The organism is Citrobacter enshiensis (genome assembly GCF_029338175.1).
In the GTDB taxonomy this organism is placed as follows: domain Bacteria; phylum Pseudomonadota; class Gammaproteobacteria; order Enterobacterales; family Enterobacteriaceae; genus Citrobacter_D; species Citrobacter_D enshiensis.
The window spans coordinates 2446747-2465919 of the sequence record NZ_CP119862.1 but is presented as its reverse complement, the minus strand read 5'-3'; the positions used below and the strand labels follow the sequence as shown (position 1 = coordinate 2465919).

Genomic DNA, 19173 nt, shown 5'->3' with positions numbered 1-19173 from the left:
GTCGTTGTCTTTGCGGACAGAGCCATTTTACCGTTAACGTCGAAATGCTTGATGTCTATGCCTGCCACTGCACGTTGTGCCAGAAATGGTCAGGTGGTATTGCCATGTATCTGGAAGCCAGCGGTCAACCGCTGATGTCGCCAGAGTCATCAGAACCTTCGCACTTTCCCTCTTCAACACGTGGAGAACGTTTTTTCTGTTCCGGCTGCGGATGCCCACTGTGGTTTATGTTGACCGACAGTGAGCGCTACTTTATTCCGTGGACATTGCTGGAGCTTAACGAGGTCGATCGCCGTCGCCTGATCCTGGCTGCCGAAATCTACACTGAAACGCAACCCGCTTTCTGGCGTCTCACGGGGCAATACGCTCGCCTGAGCGGCAAGGAAGTTGAGGAGATGGATTACCCTTGCCAGTTAGCCCACTAAATTAATGCTGTTTTATCTTTGACAGACTGAACCACATCCCGACCGCCAGCAGGATCAACAAACTTCCGGCGCTGCTTAACGCCACACTGTGCGACCAGGTGAACGCCTGTCTGGCCGCCCCAAGAACCGCGTCGCCAAGCGTTGGTGAAAGCGTATGGGCAAGTTGTACCGCCTCGCCCATTGATGACGACGCGCGTTCAATGTCCTGTTCGCTTAACCCGGTCGGCAGCATGACAGACGCCGAGAAACTCCGGCTCAGCAGTAAACCGAAGATGGCAATACCTAGCCCTGCGCCCAGCTCATAGGCCATCGTTTCGATTGCGCCCGCCGCGGCGGCTTTTTCTGCCGGTGCCGCCGCCATAATGGCAGCTGTTGACGCCAGAAGCGCGCTGGCAGCGCTGAATCCCAGCAACGCCATCAGCCCCCAGGCCTGCCACTGTTGGCTACTGAAGTCAGTCAGCGCCAGACCGTAGAAACTCAACGCGCTGAGCGCCATCCCGCCGGTCGCCACCCAACGCAAACCCAGCCGTGACACCAGCATGCCGGCAATCGGACCGCTGAATCCGCTGGCCACCATCACGGGCAGCATAAACAGTCCTGCCTGATACGGTGTCAGACCGTGAACAAACTGTAGCTCCTGCGCCATCAGCAGTTCAAATCCCACCAACGTGATCATCGCGGTCATCGCCATCACCACGCCGCTCAGGATGATACGGTGGGTAAAAAGACGCATGTCGATCATCGGGCGCGAAGCCGCCAGTTGGATGCGCACAAACGCGGCCAGTAACAGCGCCCCCACCAGTAACGTCAACGCAATCACGCCGACCGCGAGATGCCCTTTCAGCGCCGTCTTTGCGCTATAGACCAACAGCAAAATGGCGATGATCAACATGATCGCGTGCGCCAGGTTGAGCGACTGCTCGCGACGGCCTGCCTGTGGCGGAACAAAGCGCGCCGTCAATCCCATCACCAGTATGACAATCGGGACGTTGATCAGAAATACCGAGCCCCAGTAGAAATGCTCCAGCAACATACCGCCGACCAGCGGACCGAACGCCGCGCCCCCCGATCCTACGGCGGCCCATACGCCAAGCGCCATATTGCGATGACGCGCTTCAGAAAAGGTGGCGCGGATCCCCGCCAGCGTCGCAGGCACAATCATTGCAGCACCGATCGCCAGCAGCGCCCGCGTTGCAATCAGCAGACTGGCGTTATGGGCAAACGCGGCAGCCAGCGAGGCCAGACCAAACAGGGTCCCGCCCAACAACAGCAGACGTTTAAAACCAATGCGGTCGCCCAGCGCGCCCATCGGTAAGACCATCCCGGCCATCACCAGAGAATAAATATCAATGATCCACAGCAGCTCGTTGCCACTGGCGCCCAGCGTCATACTCAGCGTGGGGGCGGCAACATGCAGCACCGTTGCGTCAATCGCAACAGGGATGTAGACCAGCACAATAATCACTAACGTTAACCACTGACGAAACATAAAACTCCCGCTAAAAACAAACCTGGACACACGTCCAAGTCTGGCGATCCTACGGAAAGTTGAACGCATGTCCAGCTTTTTGTTACACTGCCGACACGGTAACCAGAGTGAAGGGCATATGAGCTATTTAAATCGGGATGAACGTCGCGAAGTGATTCTGCAGGCAGCCATGCGCGTTGCGTTACAGGAAGGCTTTAACGCAATGACGGTAAGACGTATTGCGACAGAAGCCAGCGTGGCGACCGGGCAACTTCACCACCATTTTAGCAATGCAGGCGAACTGAAGTCGCAGGCCTTTATCCGTCTGATTCGTACCCTACTGGATACCAACATCGCACCGGAGAACGCCACCTGGCGCATGCGTCTTCATGCCATGCTGGGCAGCCACGACGGCGGTTTTGAACCCTACATCAAACTCTGGCGAGAAGCGCAAATCCTTGCGGACAAAGACCCTGAAATCAAAAATGCGTATCTGCTGACGATGAAAATGTGGCACGAAGATACCGCGCGACTGATCGAGCAAGGTCGTGAGGCCGGTGAGTTCACCTTTACCGACGGCACGGCGGAGGACATTGCCTGGCGTTTAATTGCGCTGGTTTGTGGTCTGGACGGTATGTACGCGCTTGGCATGACTGAAATGGCGGATCCCGCCTTTGAGCGGCATCTGGATCACATGATTTCACAGGAACTGTTCATCTGACGTCAAATATGAATTAACAATACATCTTTATCGTTTACATTTAGTAACACTTAAGCAACCTGTTATTCCCCCTTCACTTCACGGGGTTCCGCTTTCTTATCTATCCTTTTCAAACAATATTCTCAAAAACCCCAATAATTTCTAAAAAGAGCCATGCGGCTCAGCCTCTTATTATTTCTTTTTCATGAACGACGCGGGCATGTGAGGGTAATATGGCACCACAAAATGAGAAAAAAAACCGTTATCTTTTAAGTGACTGGAAGCCTGAAAACCCCGCTTACTGGGAAAATAAAGGTAAGCACATCGCCCGAAAAAATCTCTGGATATCAGTCTCTTGCTTGTTGCTCGCCTTCTGTGTCTGGATGTTGTTCAGCGCCGTCGCCGTTAATTTGAATAAAGTGGGCTTTAATTTCACCACCGATCAACTCTTTTTATTAACCGCATTACCATCGCTTTCCGGCGCCATATTACGCGTGCCCTACTCCTTTATGGTGCCCATATTTGGCGGACGTCGCTGGACGATTTTTAGCACCGTCATTCTGATTATTCCTTGTCTGTGGCTCGGTTTTGCGGTGCAAAACACCGCTACTCCCTATGGGGTATTTATTATTATCGCGCTGTTGTGCGGTTTTGCTGGCGCCAACTTTGCGTCGAGTATGGGCAATATCAGTTTTTTCTTCCCCAAATCGAAGCAAGGCAGCGCCCTGGGGATTAACGGCGGCTTAGGCAACTTAGGCGTCAGCGTGATGCAGATGGTCGCGCCGCTGGTGATTTTTCTGCCCATCTTCACATTCCTCGGCGTGCAAGGCGTCCCACAGGCCGACGGGTCGTTGTTGTCGCTGGCGAATGCCACCTGGATTTGGGTTCCGCTACTGATTGCCGCCACCTTCGCGGCCGGGCTGGGGATGAATGACATTTCCAGCTCAAAATCCTCTATCGCTGCGCAACTGCCGGTGCTCAAACGTTTTCATCTCTGGTTGTTAAGCCTGCTGTACCTCGCCACGTTTGGATCGTTTATCGGCTTTTCCGCCGGGTTCGCCATGCTGGCGAAAACACAATTTCCCGATGTGAACATACTGAAACTGGCCTTTTTCGGACCGTTTATCGGCGCGCTTGCGCGCTCTGCCGGAGGCTTTATTTCCGATAAGTTCGGCGGCGTGCGCGTGACGCTGATTAACTTCATCTTTATGGCCTTGTTTAGCGCCCTGCTGTTTCTCACCTTACCGGGTTCGGGTTCCGGGAGTTTTATCGCGTTTTATCTGGTGTTCATGGGACTTTTCCTGACGGCAGGACTGGGAAGCGGCTCGACCTTCCAGATGATTGCGGTGATCTTTCGCAAAATCACGATTTACCGGGTGAAACTGCGCGGCGGTTCGGAAGAACAGGCCCAGCGTGAAGCGGTGACGGATACCGCCGCCGCGCTTGGGTTTATCTCCGCTATCGGCGCGGTGGGCGGTTTCTTCATCCCGAAAGCGTTTGGCTCATCCCTGGCGCTGACCGGCTCTCCGGTTGGTGCAATGAAAATATTCTTAGTGTTTTACATCGTCTGCGTGCTGGTGACCTGGCTGGTCTATGGCCGCAAATCACAAAAAAAATAACAAACATATTCATGTAGGCCTGATAAGACGCGTTAGCGTCGCCATCAGGCGTTGAAATAAAACCGGATGGCGGCACAAGGCCTGATCCGGTCTACATGCCTGACACCTTATCGGAGCAGGAGACATGTCATGAGCAAATTGCTGGATCGCTTCCGTTACTTTAAGCAAAAAGGTGACACCTTTGCTGAGGGACACGGTCAGGTTATGCATAGCAACCGGGACTGGGAGGACAGCTATCGCCAACGCTGGCAGTTCGACAAAATCGTGCGTTCGACTCACGGAGTTAACTGTACCGGCTCGTGCAGCTGGAAAATCTACGTCAAAAATGGCCTGGTGACCTGGGAAACACAACAAACCGATTATCCGCGCACTCGCCCGGATCTTCCCAATCACGAACCGCGCGGCTGCCCACGCGGCGCCAGCTACTCCTGGTATTTATACAGCGCTAACCGACTCAAATATCCGCTGGTGCGCAAACGGCTGATCGAACTCTGGCGCGACGCCCTCTCCCGCCAGCCCGACCCGGTTCTGGCCTGGGAATCGATCATGAACGATCCGCAAAAGTGTCAGAGCTACAAACAGGTGCGCGGACGCGGCGGATTTATTCGCTCAAACTGGAAAGAACTCAATCAGTTGATCGCCGCCGCCAACGTCTGGACGGTCAAAACCTACGGTCCCGATCGCGTCGTCGGTTTCTCGCCGATCCCGGCCATGTCGATGGTCTCCTACGCCGCAGGCACCCGCTACCTGTCGCTGCTCGGCGGCACCTGTCTGAGTTTTTACGACTGGTACTGTGATTTACCCCCTGCATCGCCGATGACCTGGGGCGAGCAAACGGACGTCCCGGAATCGGCCGACTGGTACAACTCCAGCTACATTATCGCCTGGGGTTCTAACGTGCCGCAGACGCGTACCCCGGATGCCCACTTCTTTACCGAAGTGCGTTACAAAGGCACCAAAACCATCGCCATCACGCCCGATTATTCAGAAGTCGCCAAACTGTGCGACCAGTGGCTGTCGCCGAAGCAAGGCACCGACAGCGCGCTGGCCATGGCGATGGGCCATGTGATCCTGAAGGAGTTCCACCTCGATAACCCAAGCGACTACTTTATCAACTATTGTCGTCGCTACACTGATATGCCGATGCTGGTGCTGCTGGATGCGCGTGACGATGGCAGTTACGTTCCCGGACGTATGATGCGCGCCTCCGATCTGGTGGACGGTCTGGGCGAGAGCAATAATCCAGAATGGAAAACGGTCGCCATTAATAGCGCGGGAGAACTGGTGGCACCGAACGGTTCGATTGGCTTTCGCTGGGGTGAGAAAGGCAAATGGAACCTTGAAGCGCTGGCGGCAGGAAACGAAACGGAACTGTCGCTATCGTTGCTGGGTCAACATGATGATGTCGCGGGCGTGGCGTTCCCCTATTTCGGCGGTAACGAGAACCCCCATTTTCGCAGTGTGAAGCAGGAACCTGTGCTCATTCGCCAGCTCCCGATGAAACGCCTGACGCTGGCTGACGGCAGCGTGCGTCCGGTAGTCAGCGTCTACGATCTGGTGCTGGCCAATTACGGGCTGGATCGGGGTCTTGATGATGACTGCGCCGCCAAAGAGTACGCCGAGCTCAAAGCCTATACGCCTGCGTGGGGCGAACACATCACCGGCGTGCCACGCCGTCATATCGAACAGATCGCCCGTGAGTTTGCCGATACCGCCCACAAAACCCACGGACGGTCGATGATTATCCTCGGTGCCGGTGTGAACCACTGGTATCACATGGACATGAACTACCGGGGGATGATCAACATCCTGGTCTTCTGCGGGTGTGTTGGGCAAAGCGGCGGCGGCTGGGCGCACTATGTCGGGCAGGAGAAACTGCGTCCGCAAACCGGCTGGCTCCCGCTGGCGTTCGCGCTGGACTGGAACCGGCCGCCGCGCCAGATGAACAGCACCTCGTTTTTCTACAACCACTCCAGTCAGTGGCGCTATGAAAAACTGACGGCGCAGGAGTTGCTCTCGCCGCTGGCGGACGCCACGAAATTTACCGGGCATCTGATTGATTTCAACGTCCGGGCGGAACGCATGGGCTGGCTGCCTTCGGCGCCTCAGCTCAATCTCAACCCGTTAACCCTGAAAGCCAACGCGGACCAGGCCGGATTATCGCCGGCGGAGTACACCGTTGCGGCGCTCAAATCCGGTGAGATTCGTTTCGCCTGTGAGCAGCCGGACAACGGGAAAAATCATCCCCGCAATCTCTTCGTCTGGCGTTCAAATCTGCTGGGCTCCTCCGGTAAAGGCCACGAGTACATGCTCAAATACCTGCTGGGTACCGAGAGCGGTATTCAGGGCGAGGCGTTAGGGTCGAACGAAGGGATCAAGCCTGAAGAGGTTGAATGGCAGTCAGCCGCGATTGAAGGCAAACTTGACCTGCTGGTGACGCTCGATTTTCGGATGTCCAGCACCTGCCTGTTTTCCGACATCGTGCTGCCGACCGCCACCTGGTATGAAAAAGACGACATGAACACCTCGGATATGCATCCGTTTATTCATCCGTTATCGGCCGCCGTGGACCCGGCCTGGGAATCGAAAAGCGACTGGGAGATCTACAAGGGTATCGCAAAAGCCTTCTCAGAGGTGTGCGTCGGTCATCTTGGCAAAGAAACGGATGTCGTACTGCAACCGCTGCAACATGACTCTCCGGCAGAACTGTCACAACCCTTTGATATTCAGGACTGGCGCAAAGGCGAATGTGACCTCATTCCCGGAAAAACCGCGCCCAATATTGCGGTGCTCGAGCGTGACTATCCGGCTACTTACGAGCGTTTTACCTCGCTCGGACCGTTGATGGACCAACTGGGTAACGGCGGTAAAGGCATCTCGTGGAACACGCAGACGGAGGTCGATTTCCTCGGCAAGCTCAACTACACCAAGCTGGACGGCCCGGCGAAAGGTCGCCCGTTGATCGACACCGCCATCGATGCTTCTGAAGTGATCCTGGCGCTGGCGCCGGAAACCAACGGCCAGGTGGCGGTGAAAGCCTGGGAAGCGTTAGGTGCCATTACCGGTCGCGAACACACCCATCTGGCGCTCAACAAAGAAGACGAGAAAATCCGCTTTCGTGATATCCAGGCGCAGCCGCGTAAGATTATTTCCAGCCCGACCTGGTCCGGTCTGGAAAGCGAACATGTCTCCTACAACGCCGGTTACACCAACGTCCATGAGTTGATCCCGTGGCGCACGCTCTCGGGTCGCCAACAGCTGTACCAGGATCACGCCTGGATGCGCGCGTTTGGCGAAAGTCTGGTGGCGTACCGACCGCCTATTGACACCCGCAGCGTCAGCGCGATGCGGGAAATCCCCCCTAACGGCTTCCCCGAAAAGGCGCTCAATTTCCTGACGCCGCACCAGAAATGGGGCATTCACTCCACCTACAGCGAAAACCTGCTGATGCTGACGCTGTCGCGCGGCGGGCCGATTGTCTGGCTCAGCGAGACCGACGCCAAAGAGTTGGGCATTGAAGACAACGACTGGATTGAGGCCTTTAACGCCAACGGCGCTCTCACCGCCCGCGCGGTGGTCAGCCAGCGTGTTCCGCCGGGGATGACCATGATGTACCACGCCCAGGAACGCATCATGAATATTCCAGGCTCGGAAGTTACCGGCATGCGCGGTGGCATCCACAACTCGGTGACGCGCGTGTGCCCGAAACCGACGCACATGATTGGCGGCTATGCCCAACTGGCGTACAGCTTTAACTACTACGGCACGGTGGGTTCGAACCGCGATGAATTCATCATGATCCGCAAAATGAAACATGTTAACTGGCTGGATGATGAAGGTCGGGATCAGGTACAGGAGGCGAAAAAATGAAAATACGTTCGCAGGTTGGCATGGTCCTTAATCTTGATAAGTGCATCGGCTGCCATACGTGCTCGGTGACCTGTAAAAACGTCTGGACCGGGCGTGAAGGCATGGAGTACGCGTGGTTTAACAACGTTGAGACTAAACCGGGTATCGGGTATCCGAAGAACTGGGAAGATCAGGAGGAGTGGCAAGGAGGCTGGGTTCGCGACGTTAACGGTAAGATAAGGCCGCGTCTGGGCGGCAAAATGGGCGTCATCACGAAAATCTTCGCCAACCCGGTGATTCCGCAAATCGATGATTACTACGAGCCGTTCACCTACGATTACCAGCACCTGCACAGCGCGCCTGAGGGCAAAAATCTGCCCACCGCCCGCCCGCGCTCGTTGATTGACGGCAAACGGATGGACAAGATTATCTGGGGGCCAAACTGGGAAGAGCTGCTCGGCGGGGAATTTGAAAAACGCGCTCGCGACCGTAACTTCGACAAGATTCAGAAGGAGATGTACGGTCAGTTTGAAAACACCTTCATGATGTATTTGCCGCGCCTGTGCGAACACTGCCTGAACCCCAGCTGTGTGGCGACCTGCCCGAGCGGCGCGATTTACAAACGTGAAGAAGACGGCATTGTGTTGATCGACCAGGACAAATGCCGCGGCTGGCGTCTGTGCATCAGCGGCTGCCCGTACAAAAAAATCTACTTTAACTGGAAGAGCGGCAAATCTGAAAAATGCATCTTCTGTTATCCGCGTATTGAATCGGGCCAGCCGACCGTCTGTTCAGAAACCTGTGTGGGCCGCATCCGTTATCTCGGCGTGTTGCTCTACGATGCCGACAAGATTGAAGAGGCGGCCAGTACCGAACATGAAACCGACCTCTATGAGCGCCAGTGCGACGTGTTTTTGAATCCGAACGATCCGGCAGTGATCGAAGAGGCGCTGAAGCAGGGAATTCCGCACAACGTGATTGAGGCTGCCCAGCGCTCGCCGGTCTACAAGATGGCGATGGACTGGAAGCTGGCCCTGCCGCTGCACCCGGAATACCGCACCCTACCGATGGTCTGGTACGTACCGCCGTTGTCGCCCATCCAGTCGTATGCCGATGCTGGCGGATTGCCGCAGACCGACAGTATTCTGCCCGCCGTCGAAAATTTGCGGATCCCGGTGCAATATCTCGCCAATATGCTCAGTGCCGGCGACACCGGCCCCGTGCTGCGCGCGCTGAAACGGATGATGGCGATGCGCCATTACAAACGCTCGCAAACGGTGGAAGGCGTCACGGACACCCGAGCGATTGAAGAAGTGGGATTAAGCGTTGAGCAAGTTGAAGAGATGTACCGCTATCTGGCCATTGCCAACTATGAAGACCGCTTCGTGATCCCGACCAGTCACCGGGAAATGGCGCGCGACGCCTTCCCTGAACGTGACGGCTGCGGCTTCACTTTTGGCGATGGCTGCCACGGCTCAGACACCAAATTCAACCTGTTTAACAGCAGCCGAATCGACGCCATCGATGTCACGGAAGTGCGCGACAAAGCGGAGGGCGAATAATGCAAATTCTCAAAGTGATTGGGCTGCTGATGGAATATCCCGATGCGTTTCTTTGGGAGTGTCGGGACGACGCCATCGCGCTGGTCCGCAATGAAGCGCCGATGCTGAGCGATTTCGCGGCGGATCTCCTTAATGCGCCCTTGCTCGAGAAACAGGCGCAATGGTGCGAAGTGTTTGATCGCGGTCGCGCTACCTCGTTACTGCTGTTTGAGCATGTCCATGCGGAGTCCCGTGACCGGGGTCAGGCGATGGTGGATCTGCTGGCGCAATATGAAAAGGTCGGACTGCAGCTCAACTGCCGGGAATTACCGGACCATCTTCCCCTCTATCTGGAGTACCTGAGCGTTTTACCGGAAGCCGAGGCCAAAGAAGGATTACAGAATGTCGCTCCCATTCTGGCTCTGCTGGGCGGGCGCTTAAAACAGCGCGAAACCCCGTGGTATCAGCTGTTTGACGCGTTGCTTGCTCTGGCAGGAAGCCCACTCTCAAGTGACAGTGTCACCAAACAAGTCAGCAGTGAAACGCGCGATGATACGCGTCAGGCGCTGGATGCGGTGTGGGAAGAAGAACAGGTGAAGTTTATCGAAGATAATGCCACCGCCTGTGACAGTTCACCGTTACAACATTATCAACGCCGCTTTAGCCAGGACGTGGCGCCACAGTATGTTGACGTCAGTTCGGGAGGTCCGAAATGATACAGTACCTGAATGTCTTTTTTTACGATATCTACCCTTACCTGTGCGGTACGGTGTTTATCCTCGGCAGTTGGTTACGCTACGATTACGGGCAGTACACCTGGCGCGCCTCCTCCAGCCAAATGCTGGACAAACGCGGCATGGTGTTATGGTCGAATTTGTTCCATATCGGCATTCTGGGGATTTTCTTCGGACACCTGTTCGGGATGTTAACCCCGCACTGGATGTACGCCTGGTTTCTGCCCATGGCGATGAAACAGCAGATGGCGATGATTGCCGGCGGACTCTGTGGCGTGCTGACATTGGTCGGCGGTGCGGGTTTGCTGGTGCGCCGTCTGACCAATCCCCGAATTCGCGCGACCTCGTCCACCGCCGATATTCTCATCCTCTGCATCCTACTGTTTCAGTGCATCCTGGGCCTCATATCGATCCCCTTTTCCGCGCAGCACCCGGACGGCAGCGAAATGCTGAAACTGGTCGGTTGGGCGCAGTCAGTGGTGACCTTCCAGGGCGGAGCGTCTGCGCATCTGGACGGTGTGGCGTTGGTCTTCCGGGCGCATCTGGTGCTGGGAATGACCATCTTCCTGATCTTTCCCTTTACCCGTCTGGTCCATGTCTGGAGCGCGCCGTTTGAATACTTCACGCGCCGCTACCAGATTGTCCGCTCGCGTCGCTAACCCTTTCTGCCGCCGGATAGCCTTCACTCTCCGGCGGCTGGCGCGTTATGATGGTTCTCCGACCTAAGGAGAACCCGAATGAAACCCCAGGTTTATCATGTTGATGCTTTCACCTCCGAACCGTTCCGCGGTAACTCGGCGGGCGTCGTGTTACATGCTGATGGACTCAGCGAGGCGCAAATGCAGCTTATCGCCCGCGAACTCCGCCACAGTGAAACGGCATTCGTTTTAAAAAGCGACGAGAGCGATGTGCGCATTCGTTATTTTACGCCAACGGTTGAAGTGCCGATTTGCGGTCATGCGACCATTGCGGCGCATTATGTTCGCGCCACCGTACTTGGGTTAGGGAATGGTACCGTCTGGCAACGTTCGCTCGCCGGACGTCACCGGGTCGATATCCTTGCGCAAGACAACGGCTATCGCATCACGCTGGAACAAGGTACGCCGGGCTTTGAGCCGCCGCTTGAAGGTGAAACGCGCGCCGCCATCATCAACGCATTCCACCTTTGTGAAGACGATATCCTTCCCGGCCTGCCGATTCAGGTGGCGACAACGGGACATTCGAAAGTGATGATCCCGCTGAAACCTGAGATCGATATTGACGCCCTTTCCCCCGATCTTGCGGCACTGACGGCCATCAGCCAGCAGATTGGCTGCAACGGCTTTTTTCCGTTCCAGATCCGCCGTGGCAAAAATGAAACCGATGGGCGCATGTTCTCACCGGCGATCGGTATTGTTGAAGATCCGGTGACAGGCAACGCCAATGGTCCGATGGGGGCATGGCTGGTTCATCACAATGTGATGGCGCACGACGGCAACACGTTGCGTGTTCTGGGGCATCAGGGGCGTGCGCTGGGGCGCGATGGCGTCGTCGATGTGAACGTCACTATCCGCGAGAACCAACCGGAAAAAGTGACCATTTCCGGCACGGCGGTGATCTTATTCAGCGCCGAATGGTCGATTGACCTGTAGCGTTTCTCCGCCGGAGGGCATGGCTCTGCGGCGGAGACTGGCGCAATTATTTTCCCGCTTCCGGATGGGTATCAAAGGCGGACATCACCGCCGCCAGTTCCGTCTCGGTAAAACCGTGCTTCACATCGTCAACACCCAGTCCAAACCGCGTCTGCAACAGCGCGTACAGACTGGCCACATCGGGCAAATTGAACTGCTCTATCGCGTGCCCATCCTGGTAATGGGTAAAGTGGAAGTTGGTTAACGTCAGTTTTCCACCGTCCGGCAGGTGTCGGCACATCAACAGATGGTGACGGAAATGCGATTGCGGCCAGTGCGCCGACCAGAAGTTGCCCATCACATAATCGCTTTGATGCTGAATGCCGAGATCGAAACGGTACATGGATTGCCAGTGATCGTGATGGCGGAACTGCAAAATCCACTCTTCGCCTTCCTGAACCAGACGGTATTCCCCGTGAGGCGTCTGTTGTTCAAGATCGGCCTGCAGCCGGATCGGCGCGGTCAGCGTTTGCCCGCCGAAGCCCACGTCGGCTATCCACTGCTCGCCCTGTAACTCAACCAGTAACAGACGATGCGTGCGCGGCGGCATACTCGCCGGATTCGCCAGCACCACTCTCCCCAGCAAGCTGCGGACGGTAAATCCAATCTCACGTAATACCCGTTCAAAAACGCCATTCTGTTCGAAACAGTATCCGCCACGACGTGCGGCGATCAGTTTTTCTTCCAGCGATTGATCGTCAAGCTGTATCTCGCGTGGCAACAGCACATCAAGGTTTTCAAACACGATGGCGCTGTTGTGATGCAAATGCAGCGCCCGCAGGGTATCGATGTTGACCGCCGCCGTGGCCGACCAACCCAGGCGGGAAAAATAAGCGTGTAAAAAAGGCGTCATAAGGCGTTCCTGTTGATAGCGTCCTGTATTTATAACGTATTTTTATTGTTGCACAGGCGATTTTGTGCGGTGAATAGCGACAACGGGGCGACAAAATCGCTAATCCCGTTAATATCAATACTATTCCCGTTACGCTTTTCATCTTTCTGAGGAACTGCCATGAGCCATTTTCGCCCTGTTGAGTTAACGCATGCTTGCCGTCTGTTAAATCATGGCCCGACGATTCTGATCACCTGTCGGGATAGCCACACTGAACGACGTAACGTGATGGCGGCGGCGTGGTCCATGCCGGTCGAATTTGAGCCGCCCCGTATCGCAATTGTGGTCGACAAAAGTACCTGGTCGCGCGAACTGATTGAGCGTAGCGGCATGTTTGGCATTGTGGTTCCGGGAGTGGCCGCCACCAACTGGACCTATGCGGTCGGCAGTGTTTCAGGGCGCGTGGAAGACAAATTCAACTGCTACGGGATCCCGGTGGTGAAAGGTCCGGTGCTCGGATTGCCGATGATTGAAGAAAAATGTCTGGCCTGGATGGAGTGCCGGTTGTTGCCTGCGACGTCCGCGCAAGAGAAATACGATACGCTGTTTGGCGAAGTCGTCTCGGCCTCTGCCGACGAACGGGCCTTTGTGGAAGGCCGCTGGCAATTTGACGACGACAAGCTCAATACCCTGCACCATTTAGGCGCCGGAACCTTTATCACCAGCGGGAAACGGGTCACTGCGGGATGAACGCCTCACCTTAAGGATAAAGTTGAATTCTGCTCCACGGTGATTACACCCTAATCCACACTCTCTGGGGGCGGGACTTTCCGCCCGTTTTACGTATGTATGAAGTTTATGACGCCAAATAACAGAAAACCTGCCTATACCGTCTGGGCCAAACGTGAAGATATGGTTGAACGCGGGATGGCAATCAGCCTGCCGTGGTTCGCCTTTGTGAACATCAGCTTCGCGCTGATGATCTTTTTTCGTCGCGCCCTGTTTACTGATGCGGATACCCTGTATCAGGCGAAGATAAGCCTCCTCCAGTCCATCGACAGCGCGGTGATGGGAATTGTGCTGATCAGCGTCATTCTGATTTTCTCACCACGGCGAAAATCATGGCTGAATCAGGGGTTGTTGGTACTGCTGAGCCTGCTCTGGTCCTTGTGCATCTACTCGTTCATCGACCAGTGGCAATTACCGGTTGCCTATCCACTGTGTTCCATCTTGCTGCTCAGTTCCGTCGTGGCGCTCTATTTTCACACCCCAACCTTGCTCTCCTACGTGATACCGCTGTGGTTCACCGTACCGGTTGCCAGTGTCGTGCTTAACCACGGGATCAATCCCCACTTTGCGGTCGTTTGGGTCATCTTCACGCTGATTATGCTCGGCGGGCGCGTTATCCTGCTTCGCTGGTTCGATGAAGCCTGGTATCAGAACCAACATAACAACGTGCTCATTTCTCGCCTTGACGCTCTTGCGCACCGAGACGCGCTGACCGGCGCGGCAAACCGCCGCGCGCTGGAGGATGTGCTGCACAGCGCCACCGCCAATGACAGCGCGTTCACTCTGCTGATGCTCGATGTCGATTTTTTTAAACGCTACAACGATACCTACGGGCACCCGAAAGGCGATGCCTGTCTGGCGCAGGTGGCGGAAGTGTTGATGCAGTCAGTGCGTAGCCCGGAAGATGTGGTTGCGCGCTACGGCGGTGAGGAGTTTGCGGTGGTGCTGTTTGGCGCGTCGCTGCCGGAGGCTGAGCAGGTGGCCGCCAGAATCAAAGCCGGTCTGGAGACAGCGGCAATCCCCCACTCCGCATCGACAGCAAGTGACAACGTCACGATAAGTCAGGGTGTCGCCTGTTCAACGAAAGGTAAAACGGCTGAACAGACGATCGCAGAGGCCGACGCCGCACTGTATCGGGCTAAACAGGCCGGGCGGAATCGTTGGTCACGCTAGCCGGTTACATACTGTAGCCCGGTTTTTTGATCAGTGTCGCCATCTGGGGCGCGATCTCCGCGTCCCAGACCGCTTTCCACTCTGCGGGCTGGATTTCGTTTAGCGCCACGCTCACCGAACTCTCTTTACTTTGCAGGTGACGAACGATTACGGCGGTAATGTCCGTGGCCAGTGCGGTCTTCTCATCGTCATTCAGTTCGCGGGGAAAACATTTAATATCAACGTGCGGCATTGCAGGCTCCTTATTGTTAGTGTGCGTTTAAAGCTAGCATACCTGCGGGCGGATTAAATAATTTCATTGTTTTTCAGCACCGTTCGCAGCCGTGGGATCTGGCATACCGCGTCGGCAATCGCGCTAATGTTCGGCGTATGTTCCTGAAACCAGTCATGGCCTGGCCCCCAACTGCGCATCACCGCCAGGTAGCAATCCAGCAACGTTAGCTGTTCGCCAAAGGCGTACGGTTCGGCAATGAGCCGATCGTTTAGCCAGAGATAGAGCGATTTGCGGTATTCCATGCACGATGTTTTCAACTGCAAAGGCGCATCTGCGGTCCAGCGCTCAGGATAATCGGCATAGGTAAAGGTGGGATACACATTCGCCACCAGCCAGATGAGTAAACGCTGGAACTGTTGCCGCTCAGGGTGATGCACAGCGGGCGCGAGATCGGGACGACGATCGAGGATCATCAGCGCGATCGCTGCGGTTTCCGTCATGATGTCGCCATTTTCCAGCACCAGCGTCGGCACCTGGCACAGCGGATTGCGTATTTTCAATAAATCGCGTTGTGGTCCCTCGGCATCAAATCCCGTGACATCGACAAATTTATACGGGATTTCAGCCAGGGTCAGCATGACCTCGCTGATTGCCGATCCCCAACCGGGTACACCATAAACCGTCATCATACCGCCTCCACAATGCGTAAAACGCTAAGTGTAGAACAGCCAGGCCGTTTGCAGGATTCTGGCCGGAAATGCGGGCTAAAACCGCGGTCAGTATCGCAATAACGCCCACAAGCTGAATCGAGGCCACCCCCTGCCTGTTCTGACTTCATGAATTCTTATGCATTGGTTTTGCGTCAAAAAAAATTAGCAGGTAGGATGCTGCGCCACCCATTTTTATCCCTACCCAGAATAACGGGAAAAGGTGTGTGGCATGCAGCGAAGCAATCGTTTGAGTCGCCAGCGGTACGGCAAGCTGCGTTCCTTCGGACAGACAGGCTAACAGGTAACGTAATGAAAACAGACAACGCAAGCTCACTTGAGCAACACGCTGCGAAACGACGCTGGTTGAATACCCACGAGGAGGGGTATCACAAGGCGATGGGGAACCGCCAGGTTCAAATGATCGCCATTGGCGGCGCCATTGGCACCGGCCTCTTTTTAGGCGCTGGCGCCCGCTTACAGATGGCTGGCCCCGCGCTGGCGCTGGTGTATCTGGTGTGTGGTATTTTCTCGTTTTTTATCCTTCGTGCATTAGGCGAACTGGTGCTCCATCGCCCTACCAGCGGGAGCTTTGTGTCGTATGCCCGTGAATTTTTGGGTGAAAAAGCGGCTTTTGTCGCAGGCTGGATGTACTTCATCAACTGGGCAATGACTGGGATCGTCGATATCACCGCCGTGGCGCTGTACATGCATTACTGGGGTGCGTTCGGTGATGTGCCACAGTGGGTCTTCGCCCTCGGCGCGCTGGCGATTGTCGGCACCATGAACATGATCGGCGTGAAGTGGTTTGCCGAGATGGAGTTCTGGTTTGCGCTGGTGAAAGTGCTGGCGATTGTGGTTTTTCTGGTGGTCGGTACCGTCTTTTTAGGGTCAGGCCAACCGCTGGATGGCAACACCACCGGGTTTCATTTGATCACCGATAACGGTGGATTCTTCCCGCACGGTCTGCTGCCAGCACTGGTGCTGGTGCAAGGCGTGGTGTTTGCCTTTGCCTCCGTTGAGATGGTGGGAACGGCGGCCGGGGAATGCAAAGATCCGCAAACCATGGTGCCAAAGGCTATCAACAGCGTGATCTGGCGAATTGGTCTGTTCTACGTCGGATCTGTGGTACTGCTGGTGCTGTTGCTGCCGTGGAATGCTTACCAGGCAGGCCAGAGTCCGTTCGTGACCTTTTTCTCAAAACTGGGCGTGCCTTACGTCGGCAGCATCATGAACATTGTGGTATTGACCGCAGCGCTCTCCAGTCTCAATTCAGGTCTGTATTGCACCGGACGTATTTTGCGCTCGATGTCGATGGGCGGTTCTGCGCCTAAATTCATGGCGAAAATGAGCCGTCAACAGGTGCCGTATGCCGGAATTCTGGCGACGCTGTTCGTCTACATTTTCGGCGTATTGCTCAATTATCTGGTTCCTTCTCAGGTCTTTGAGATCGTGCTGAACTTTGCATCGCTGGGAATTATTGCGTCGTGGGGATTCATCGTGGTCTGCCAGATGCGTCTGCGTAAGGCCATTAACGAAGGCAAAGCGGCAGACGTCAGCTTCAAAATGCCGGGCGCGCCTTTCACCTCCTGGCTCACCCTGCTGTTCCTGCTCAGTGTGCTGGTGCTGATGGCGTTTGACTATCCTAACGGCACCTGGACCATCGCTTCCCTGCCGTTGATTGCGATTTTGCTGGTTGCCGGTTGGTTTGGCGTACGTAACCGCGTTGCGGAAATTCACCGTCATGCGCCGGGCGCTTCAGAGGATGCTACGCTCAAAGAAGCGGCAGCGGATCAGCGCTAAATTCTGTTGGATGCCCGGTGGCGCAACGTTTACCGGGCATTGACTAAAAGCCGCGTCTTAGCAAAATTAATTCGCTTCGATAAGCTCAGCGACGTCATTGCTGTTAATTTCCCGCTTATTGCCATCCTGATCGGTGTAACTGGTCATTCCCGTTTCTTTATCCAACTGCGGCTTGCCCTGGGTCACAATGGTTTGCCCCTGTTTCGTTGTCATGACGTAGTCGGTGGTGCAACCGGTCAGCGTGAAAAGCATAACGCCCGCGCATAGGCACATAAGTGGCTTTTTCATAATGTTCCTGTATTTTTTCAATAATTCAAACGTGTCGGTAGTGTAATTCCCTGATGTTGACCAGGCTACTTGCGGGGTGTAACGAGGCATGTCGGCACGTTGGCGGAAAGACAGGAGAGGATGTCCCTCTCCTGTTGAGGATTACAGAGCGATACGGATCACATCATCTGGCTGGGTGGCTTCCTGCTCGCGAGTCGATTTTTGTTTAACGCTCACGTAGAGGGTTTTTCCATCGGCAGAAAGCGCGAGGCTGTTCGGGAAGGTCGGCGTGTCAAAGGTCTTCACGACGTTGTAGCGCTTCGCGTCAATCACGCTGACTTTACCAGCCTGACGATGGGTGACGTAGGCTTCGTTACGCGCAGGGTTGAACAGCACCGCCAGCGATTCAGGCGCCGCCACTTTTGCCAGCACTTTACCGTCACGCGTATCAATCACTAACACTTCCGCCGCTTTGGAGTCGGTGATAAACGCGCGGTGCCCGGCAGTGTCCAGACTCAGGTTAATAAAGAAATGCTCTTTACCGTCATCCAGCAATTTCTTGCGGCTCAGAATTTTATTATCTGCGGTATCAATGGTGATGAATTCGCCATCGGCGTTAGTGGTATATAAACGCCCGGCTTTACTGTCGATAGCCAGACCGGTGCTCATCTTGCCGGTATTCTGGATGGTGGTTTTCAGTTTGATGGTTTCACCATCGACCACCCAGACAACGCTCTCTTTACCGATGCCGCTGATGTAAACCGTATTGGTTACCTCATCCGCCACCAGTTGGCGAGGTTGCAGCGGACGCACCTCTTCTGAACGCTGGCGGGGATCGAGAATCAGACGGCCTTTAACATCACCCGTTTTGGCGTCAATTGCCGTCAGCGCGCTGTTGACCGTATTGCCGAACCACAGCGTTTGGGTTGCATTGTTCAGGGTTGCACCAAACGGTTTGAGATCGTTGTGAATCGCCTGAGTGACTTCCAGCGTGACAGGATCGAGGCGATACACGATACCGCCTTTGTCCGTTTTGCGGCTCTGCGACGTGGCCAGCCACAACGCATTTTCCTGCTGGCTGTAGGCCATTTCATATGCGCCCTTACCCACGGCTTTACGCAGCATTTCTTCCGCAGCCTGCGTGCTAAATGACGACGCAACAAGCAGTGAACCTAACAATAATGAACCCCGCAGGCGCGGCGAAAACAGATGACGTAAATGCATGACGACTCCCTTTGATAAATATCTGTATAACTGCTTCACACGGCTTCGACGAGCAACATCATGGTGTTGCTTTTTATGAATGCGAATAGTAATCATTATTTATCAATATGTGGAGCATTTCTTTTCATCAGAACAGCAATCTTCTTAATTTCTCCACG

17 protein-coding genes are annotated in these 19173 nt (G+C 55.2%); 11 read left to right on the top strand and 6 right to left on the bottom strand.

Translation table 11 applies throughout. The features are described from left to right. Nucleotides 1–44 precede the first annotated feature (44 nt). Nucleotides 45–425, top strand: a complete 381-nt coding sequence (locus P2W74_RS12025) for a GFA family protein (RefSeq protein ID WP_276295182.1) — start codon at nucleotides 45–47, stop codon at nucleotides 423–425. A gap of 1 nt (nucleotide 426) precedes the next feature. Here the strand turns inward: P2W74_RS12025 and P2W74_RS12020 are convergent, their stop codons facing one another. After that, nucleotides 427–1914, bottom strand: a complete 1488-nt coding sequence (locus tag P2W74_RS12020; protein ID WP_276291756.1) for an MFS transporter — start codon at nucleotides 1912–1914, stop codon at nucleotides 427–429. Between the two features lie 118 nt (nucleotides 1915–2032). On the opposite strand from P2W74_RS12020, the gene P2W74_RS12015 reads away from it, so the two are divergent. From P2W74_RS12015 to P2W74_RS11985, 7 genes are all read left to right on the top strand, one after another. Further along, nucleotides 2033–2614 carry a TetR family transcriptional regulator gene (locus P2W74_RS12015; RefSeq protein WP_276291755.1) on the top strand — a complete coding sequence of 194 codons (582 nt, stop codon included), beginning with the start codon at nucleotides 2033–2035 and terminating at the stop codon, nucleotides 2612–2614. Nucleotides 2615–2826: 212 nt separating this feature from the next. After that, a complete protein-coding gene (locus tag P2W74_RS12010; RefSeq protein ID WP_276291754.1) occupies nucleotides 2827–4212 on the top strand; it encodes a NarK family nitrate/nitrite MFS transporter in 1386 nt (461 codons plus the stop codon). Between the two features lie 129 nt (nucleotides 4213–4341). Then, nucleotides 4342–8082: a nitrate reductase subunit alpha gene (locus P2W74_RS12005; RefSeq protein ID WP_276291753.1), complete on the top strand. Its 3741-nt coding sequence runs from the start codon at nucleotides 4342–4344 to the stop codon at nucleotides 8080–8082. Beyond that, the gene (gene narH / locus P2W74_RS12000) at nucleotides 8079–9623 is read left to right on the top strand and encodes a nitrate reductase subunit beta (protein ID WP_276295111.1); all 1545 of its coding nucleotides are present in this window, start codon (nucleotides 8079–8081) and stop codon (nucleotides 9621–9623) included. The genes P2W74_RS12005 and narH overlap by 4 nt, the downstream gene beginning before the upstream one ends. Then, nucleotides 9623–10318, top strand: a complete 696-nt coding sequence (gene narW / locus P2W74_RS11995) for a nitrate reductase molybdenum cofactor assembly chaperone (RefSeq protein ID WP_276295110.1) — start codon at nucleotides 9623–9625, stop codon at nucleotides 10316–10318. The genes narH and narW overlap by 1 nt, the downstream gene beginning before the upstream one ends. Then, nucleotides 10315–10995, top strand: coding sequence for a respiratory nitrate reductase subunit gamma (gene narI, locus P2W74_RS11990; RefSeq protein WP_276295109.1), 681 nt, complete (start codon nucleotides 10315–10317; stop codon nucleotides 10993–10995). The genes narW and narI overlap by 4 nt, the downstream gene beginning before the upstream one ends. Before the next feature lie 78 nt (nucleotides 10996–11073). Continuing rightward, nucleotides 11074–11967: a PhzF family isomerase gene (locus P2W74_RS11985; protein ID WP_276295108.1), complete on the top strand. Its 894-nt coding sequence runs from the start codon at nucleotides 11074–11076 to the stop codon at nucleotides 11965–11967. 46 nt (nucleotides 11968–12013) lie between these two features. Here P2W74_RS11985 and nhoA read toward each other — a convergent pair whose 3' ends face one another. Then, on the bottom strand, nucleotides 12014–12859 hold the full coding sequence (gene nhoA / locus P2W74_RS11980; protein ID WP_276295107.1) for an N-hydroxyarylamine O-acetyltransferase: 846 nt from the start codon (nucleotides 12857–12859) through the stop codon (nucleotides 12014–12016). A 159-nt stretch (nucleotides 12860–13018) separates the two neighbouring features. Here nhoA and P2W74_RS11975 point away from each other — a divergent pair, with 159 nt between their 5' ends. Next, nucleotides 13019–13588, top strand: coding sequence for a flavin reductase family protein (locus tag P2W74_RS11975; RefSeq protein WP_203361165.1), 570 nt, complete (start codon nucleotides 13019–13021; stop codon nucleotides 13586–13588). A 162-nt stretch (nucleotides 13589–13750) separates the two neighbouring features. Further along, the gene (locus P2W74_RS11970; protein WP_276295181.1) at nucleotides 13751–14800 is read left to right on the top strand and encodes a GGDEF domain-containing protein; all 1050 of its coding nucleotides are present in this window, start codon (nucleotides 13751–13753) and stop codon (nucleotides 14798–14800) included. 4 nt (nucleotides 14801–14804) lie between these two features. On the opposite strand, the gene pptA is transcribed toward P2W74_RS11970, so the two are convergent. Together pptA and P2W74_RS11960 are read right to left on the bottom strand one after the other, a co-directional pair. Then, nucleotides 14805–15032, bottom strand: a complete 228-nt coding sequence (gene pptA / locus P2W74_RS11965; protein ID WP_276295106.1) for a tautomerase PptA — start codon at nucleotides 15030–15032, stop codon at nucleotides 14805–14807. A 53-nt stretch (nucleotides 15033–15085) separates the two neighbouring features. Continuing rightward, nucleotides 15086–15703, bottom strand: a complete 618-nt coding sequence (locus P2W74_RS11960) for a glutathione S-transferase family protein (protein WP_276295105.1) — start codon at nucleotides 15701–15703, stop codon at nucleotides 15086–15088. Nucleotides 15704–16033: 330 nt separating this feature from the next. Here P2W74_RS11960 and ansP point away from each other — a divergent pair, with 330 nt between their 5' ends. After that, nucleotides 16034–17524 carry an L-asparagine permease gene (gene ansP, locus P2W74_RS11955; protein ID WP_276295104.1) on the top strand — a complete coding sequence of 497 codons (1491 nt, stop codon included), beginning with the start codon at nucleotides 16034–16036 and terminating at the stop codon, nucleotides 17522–17524. A gap of 66 nt (nucleotides 17525–17590) precedes the next feature. Here the strand turns inward: ansP and P2W74_RS11950 are convergent, their stop codons facing one another. Both P2W74_RS11950 and yncE read right to left on the bottom strand, forming a co-directional pair. Further along, nucleotides 17591–17812: a YgdI/YgdR family lipoprotein gene (locus P2W74_RS11950; protein WP_276295103.1), complete on the bottom strand. Its 222-nt coding sequence runs from the start codon at nucleotides 17810–17812 to the stop codon at nucleotides 17591–17593. A 141-nt stretch (nucleotides 17813–17953) separates the two neighbouring features. Continuing rightward, nucleotides 17954–19015 carry a 7-bladed beta-propeller protein YncE gene (gene yncE, locus P2W74_RS11945; protein WP_276295102.1) on the bottom strand — a complete coding sequence of 354 codons (1062 nt, stop codon included), beginning with the start codon at nucleotides 19013–19015 and terminating at the stop codon, nucleotides 17954–17956. Nucleotides 19016–19173: the final 158 nt, after the last annotated feature.

Bases quoted from the DNA above. Each gene is read 5' to 3' on its own strand.
- P2W74_RS12025 (WP_276295182.1), top strand. From the start codon at position 45: ATGCTTGATGTCTATGCCTGCCACTGCACGTTGTGCCAGAAATGGTCA.
- P2W74_RS12020 (WP_276291756.1), bottom strand. From the start codon at position 1,914: ATGTTTCGTCAGTGGTTAACGTTAGTGATTATTGTGCTGGTCTACATC.
- P2W74_RS12015 (WP_276291755.1), top strand. From the start codon at position 2,033: ATGAGCTATTTAAATCGGGATGAACGTCGCGAAGTGATTCTGCAGGCA.
- P2W74_RS12010 (WP_276291754.1), top strand. From the start codon at position 2,827: ATGGCACCACAAAATGAGAAAAAAAACCGTTATCTTTTAAGTGACTGG.
- P2W74_RS12005 (WP_276291753.1), top strand. From the start codon at position 4,342: ATGAGCAAATTGCTGGATCGCTTCCGTTACTTTAAGCAAAAAGGTGAC.
- narH (WP_276295111.1), top strand. From the start codon at position 8,079: ATGAAAATACGTTCGCAGGTTGGCATGGTCCTTAATCTTGATAAGTGC.
- narW (WP_276295110.1), top strand. From the start codon at position 9,623: ATGCAAATTCTCAAAGTGATTGGGCTGCTGATGGAATATCCCGATGCG.
- narI (WP_276295109.1), top strand. From the start codon at position 10,315: ATGATACAGTACCTGAATGTCTTTTTTTACGATATCTACCCTTACCTG.
- P2W74_RS11985 (WP_276295108.1), top strand. From the start codon at position 11,074: ATGAAACCCCAGGTTTATCATGTTGATGCTTTCACCTCCGAACCGTTC.
- nhoA (WP_276295107.1), bottom strand. From the start codon at position 12,859: ATGACGCCTTTTTTACACGCTTATTTTTCCCGCCTGGGTTGGTCGGCC.
- P2W74_RS11975 (WP_203361165.1), top strand. From the start codon at position 13,019: ATGAGCCATTTTCGCCCTGTTGAGTTAACGCATGCTTGCCGTCTGTTA.
- P2W74_RS11970 (WP_276295181.1), top strand. From the start codon at position 13,751: ATGGTTGAACGCGGGATGGCAATCAGCCTGCCGTGGTTCGCCTTTGTG.
- pptA (WP_276295106.1), bottom strand. From the start codon at position 15,032: ATGCCGCACGTTGATATTAAATGTTTTCCCCGCGAACTGAATGACGAT.
- P2W74_RS11960 (WP_276295105.1), bottom strand. From the start codon at position 15,703: ATGATGACGGTTTATGGTGTACCCGGTTGGGGATCGGCAATCAGCGAG.
- ansP (WP_276295104.1), top strand. From the start codon at position 16,034: ATGAAAACAGACAACGCAAGCTCACTTGAGCAACACGCTGCGAAACGA.
- P2W74_RS11950 (WP_276295103.1), bottom strand. From the start codon at position 17,812: ATGAAAAAGCCACTTATGTGCCTATGCGCGGGCGTTATGCTTTTCACG.
- yncE (WP_276295102.1), bottom strand. From the start codon at position 19,015: ATGCATTTACGTCATCTGTTTTCGCCGCGCCTGCGGGGTTCATTATTG.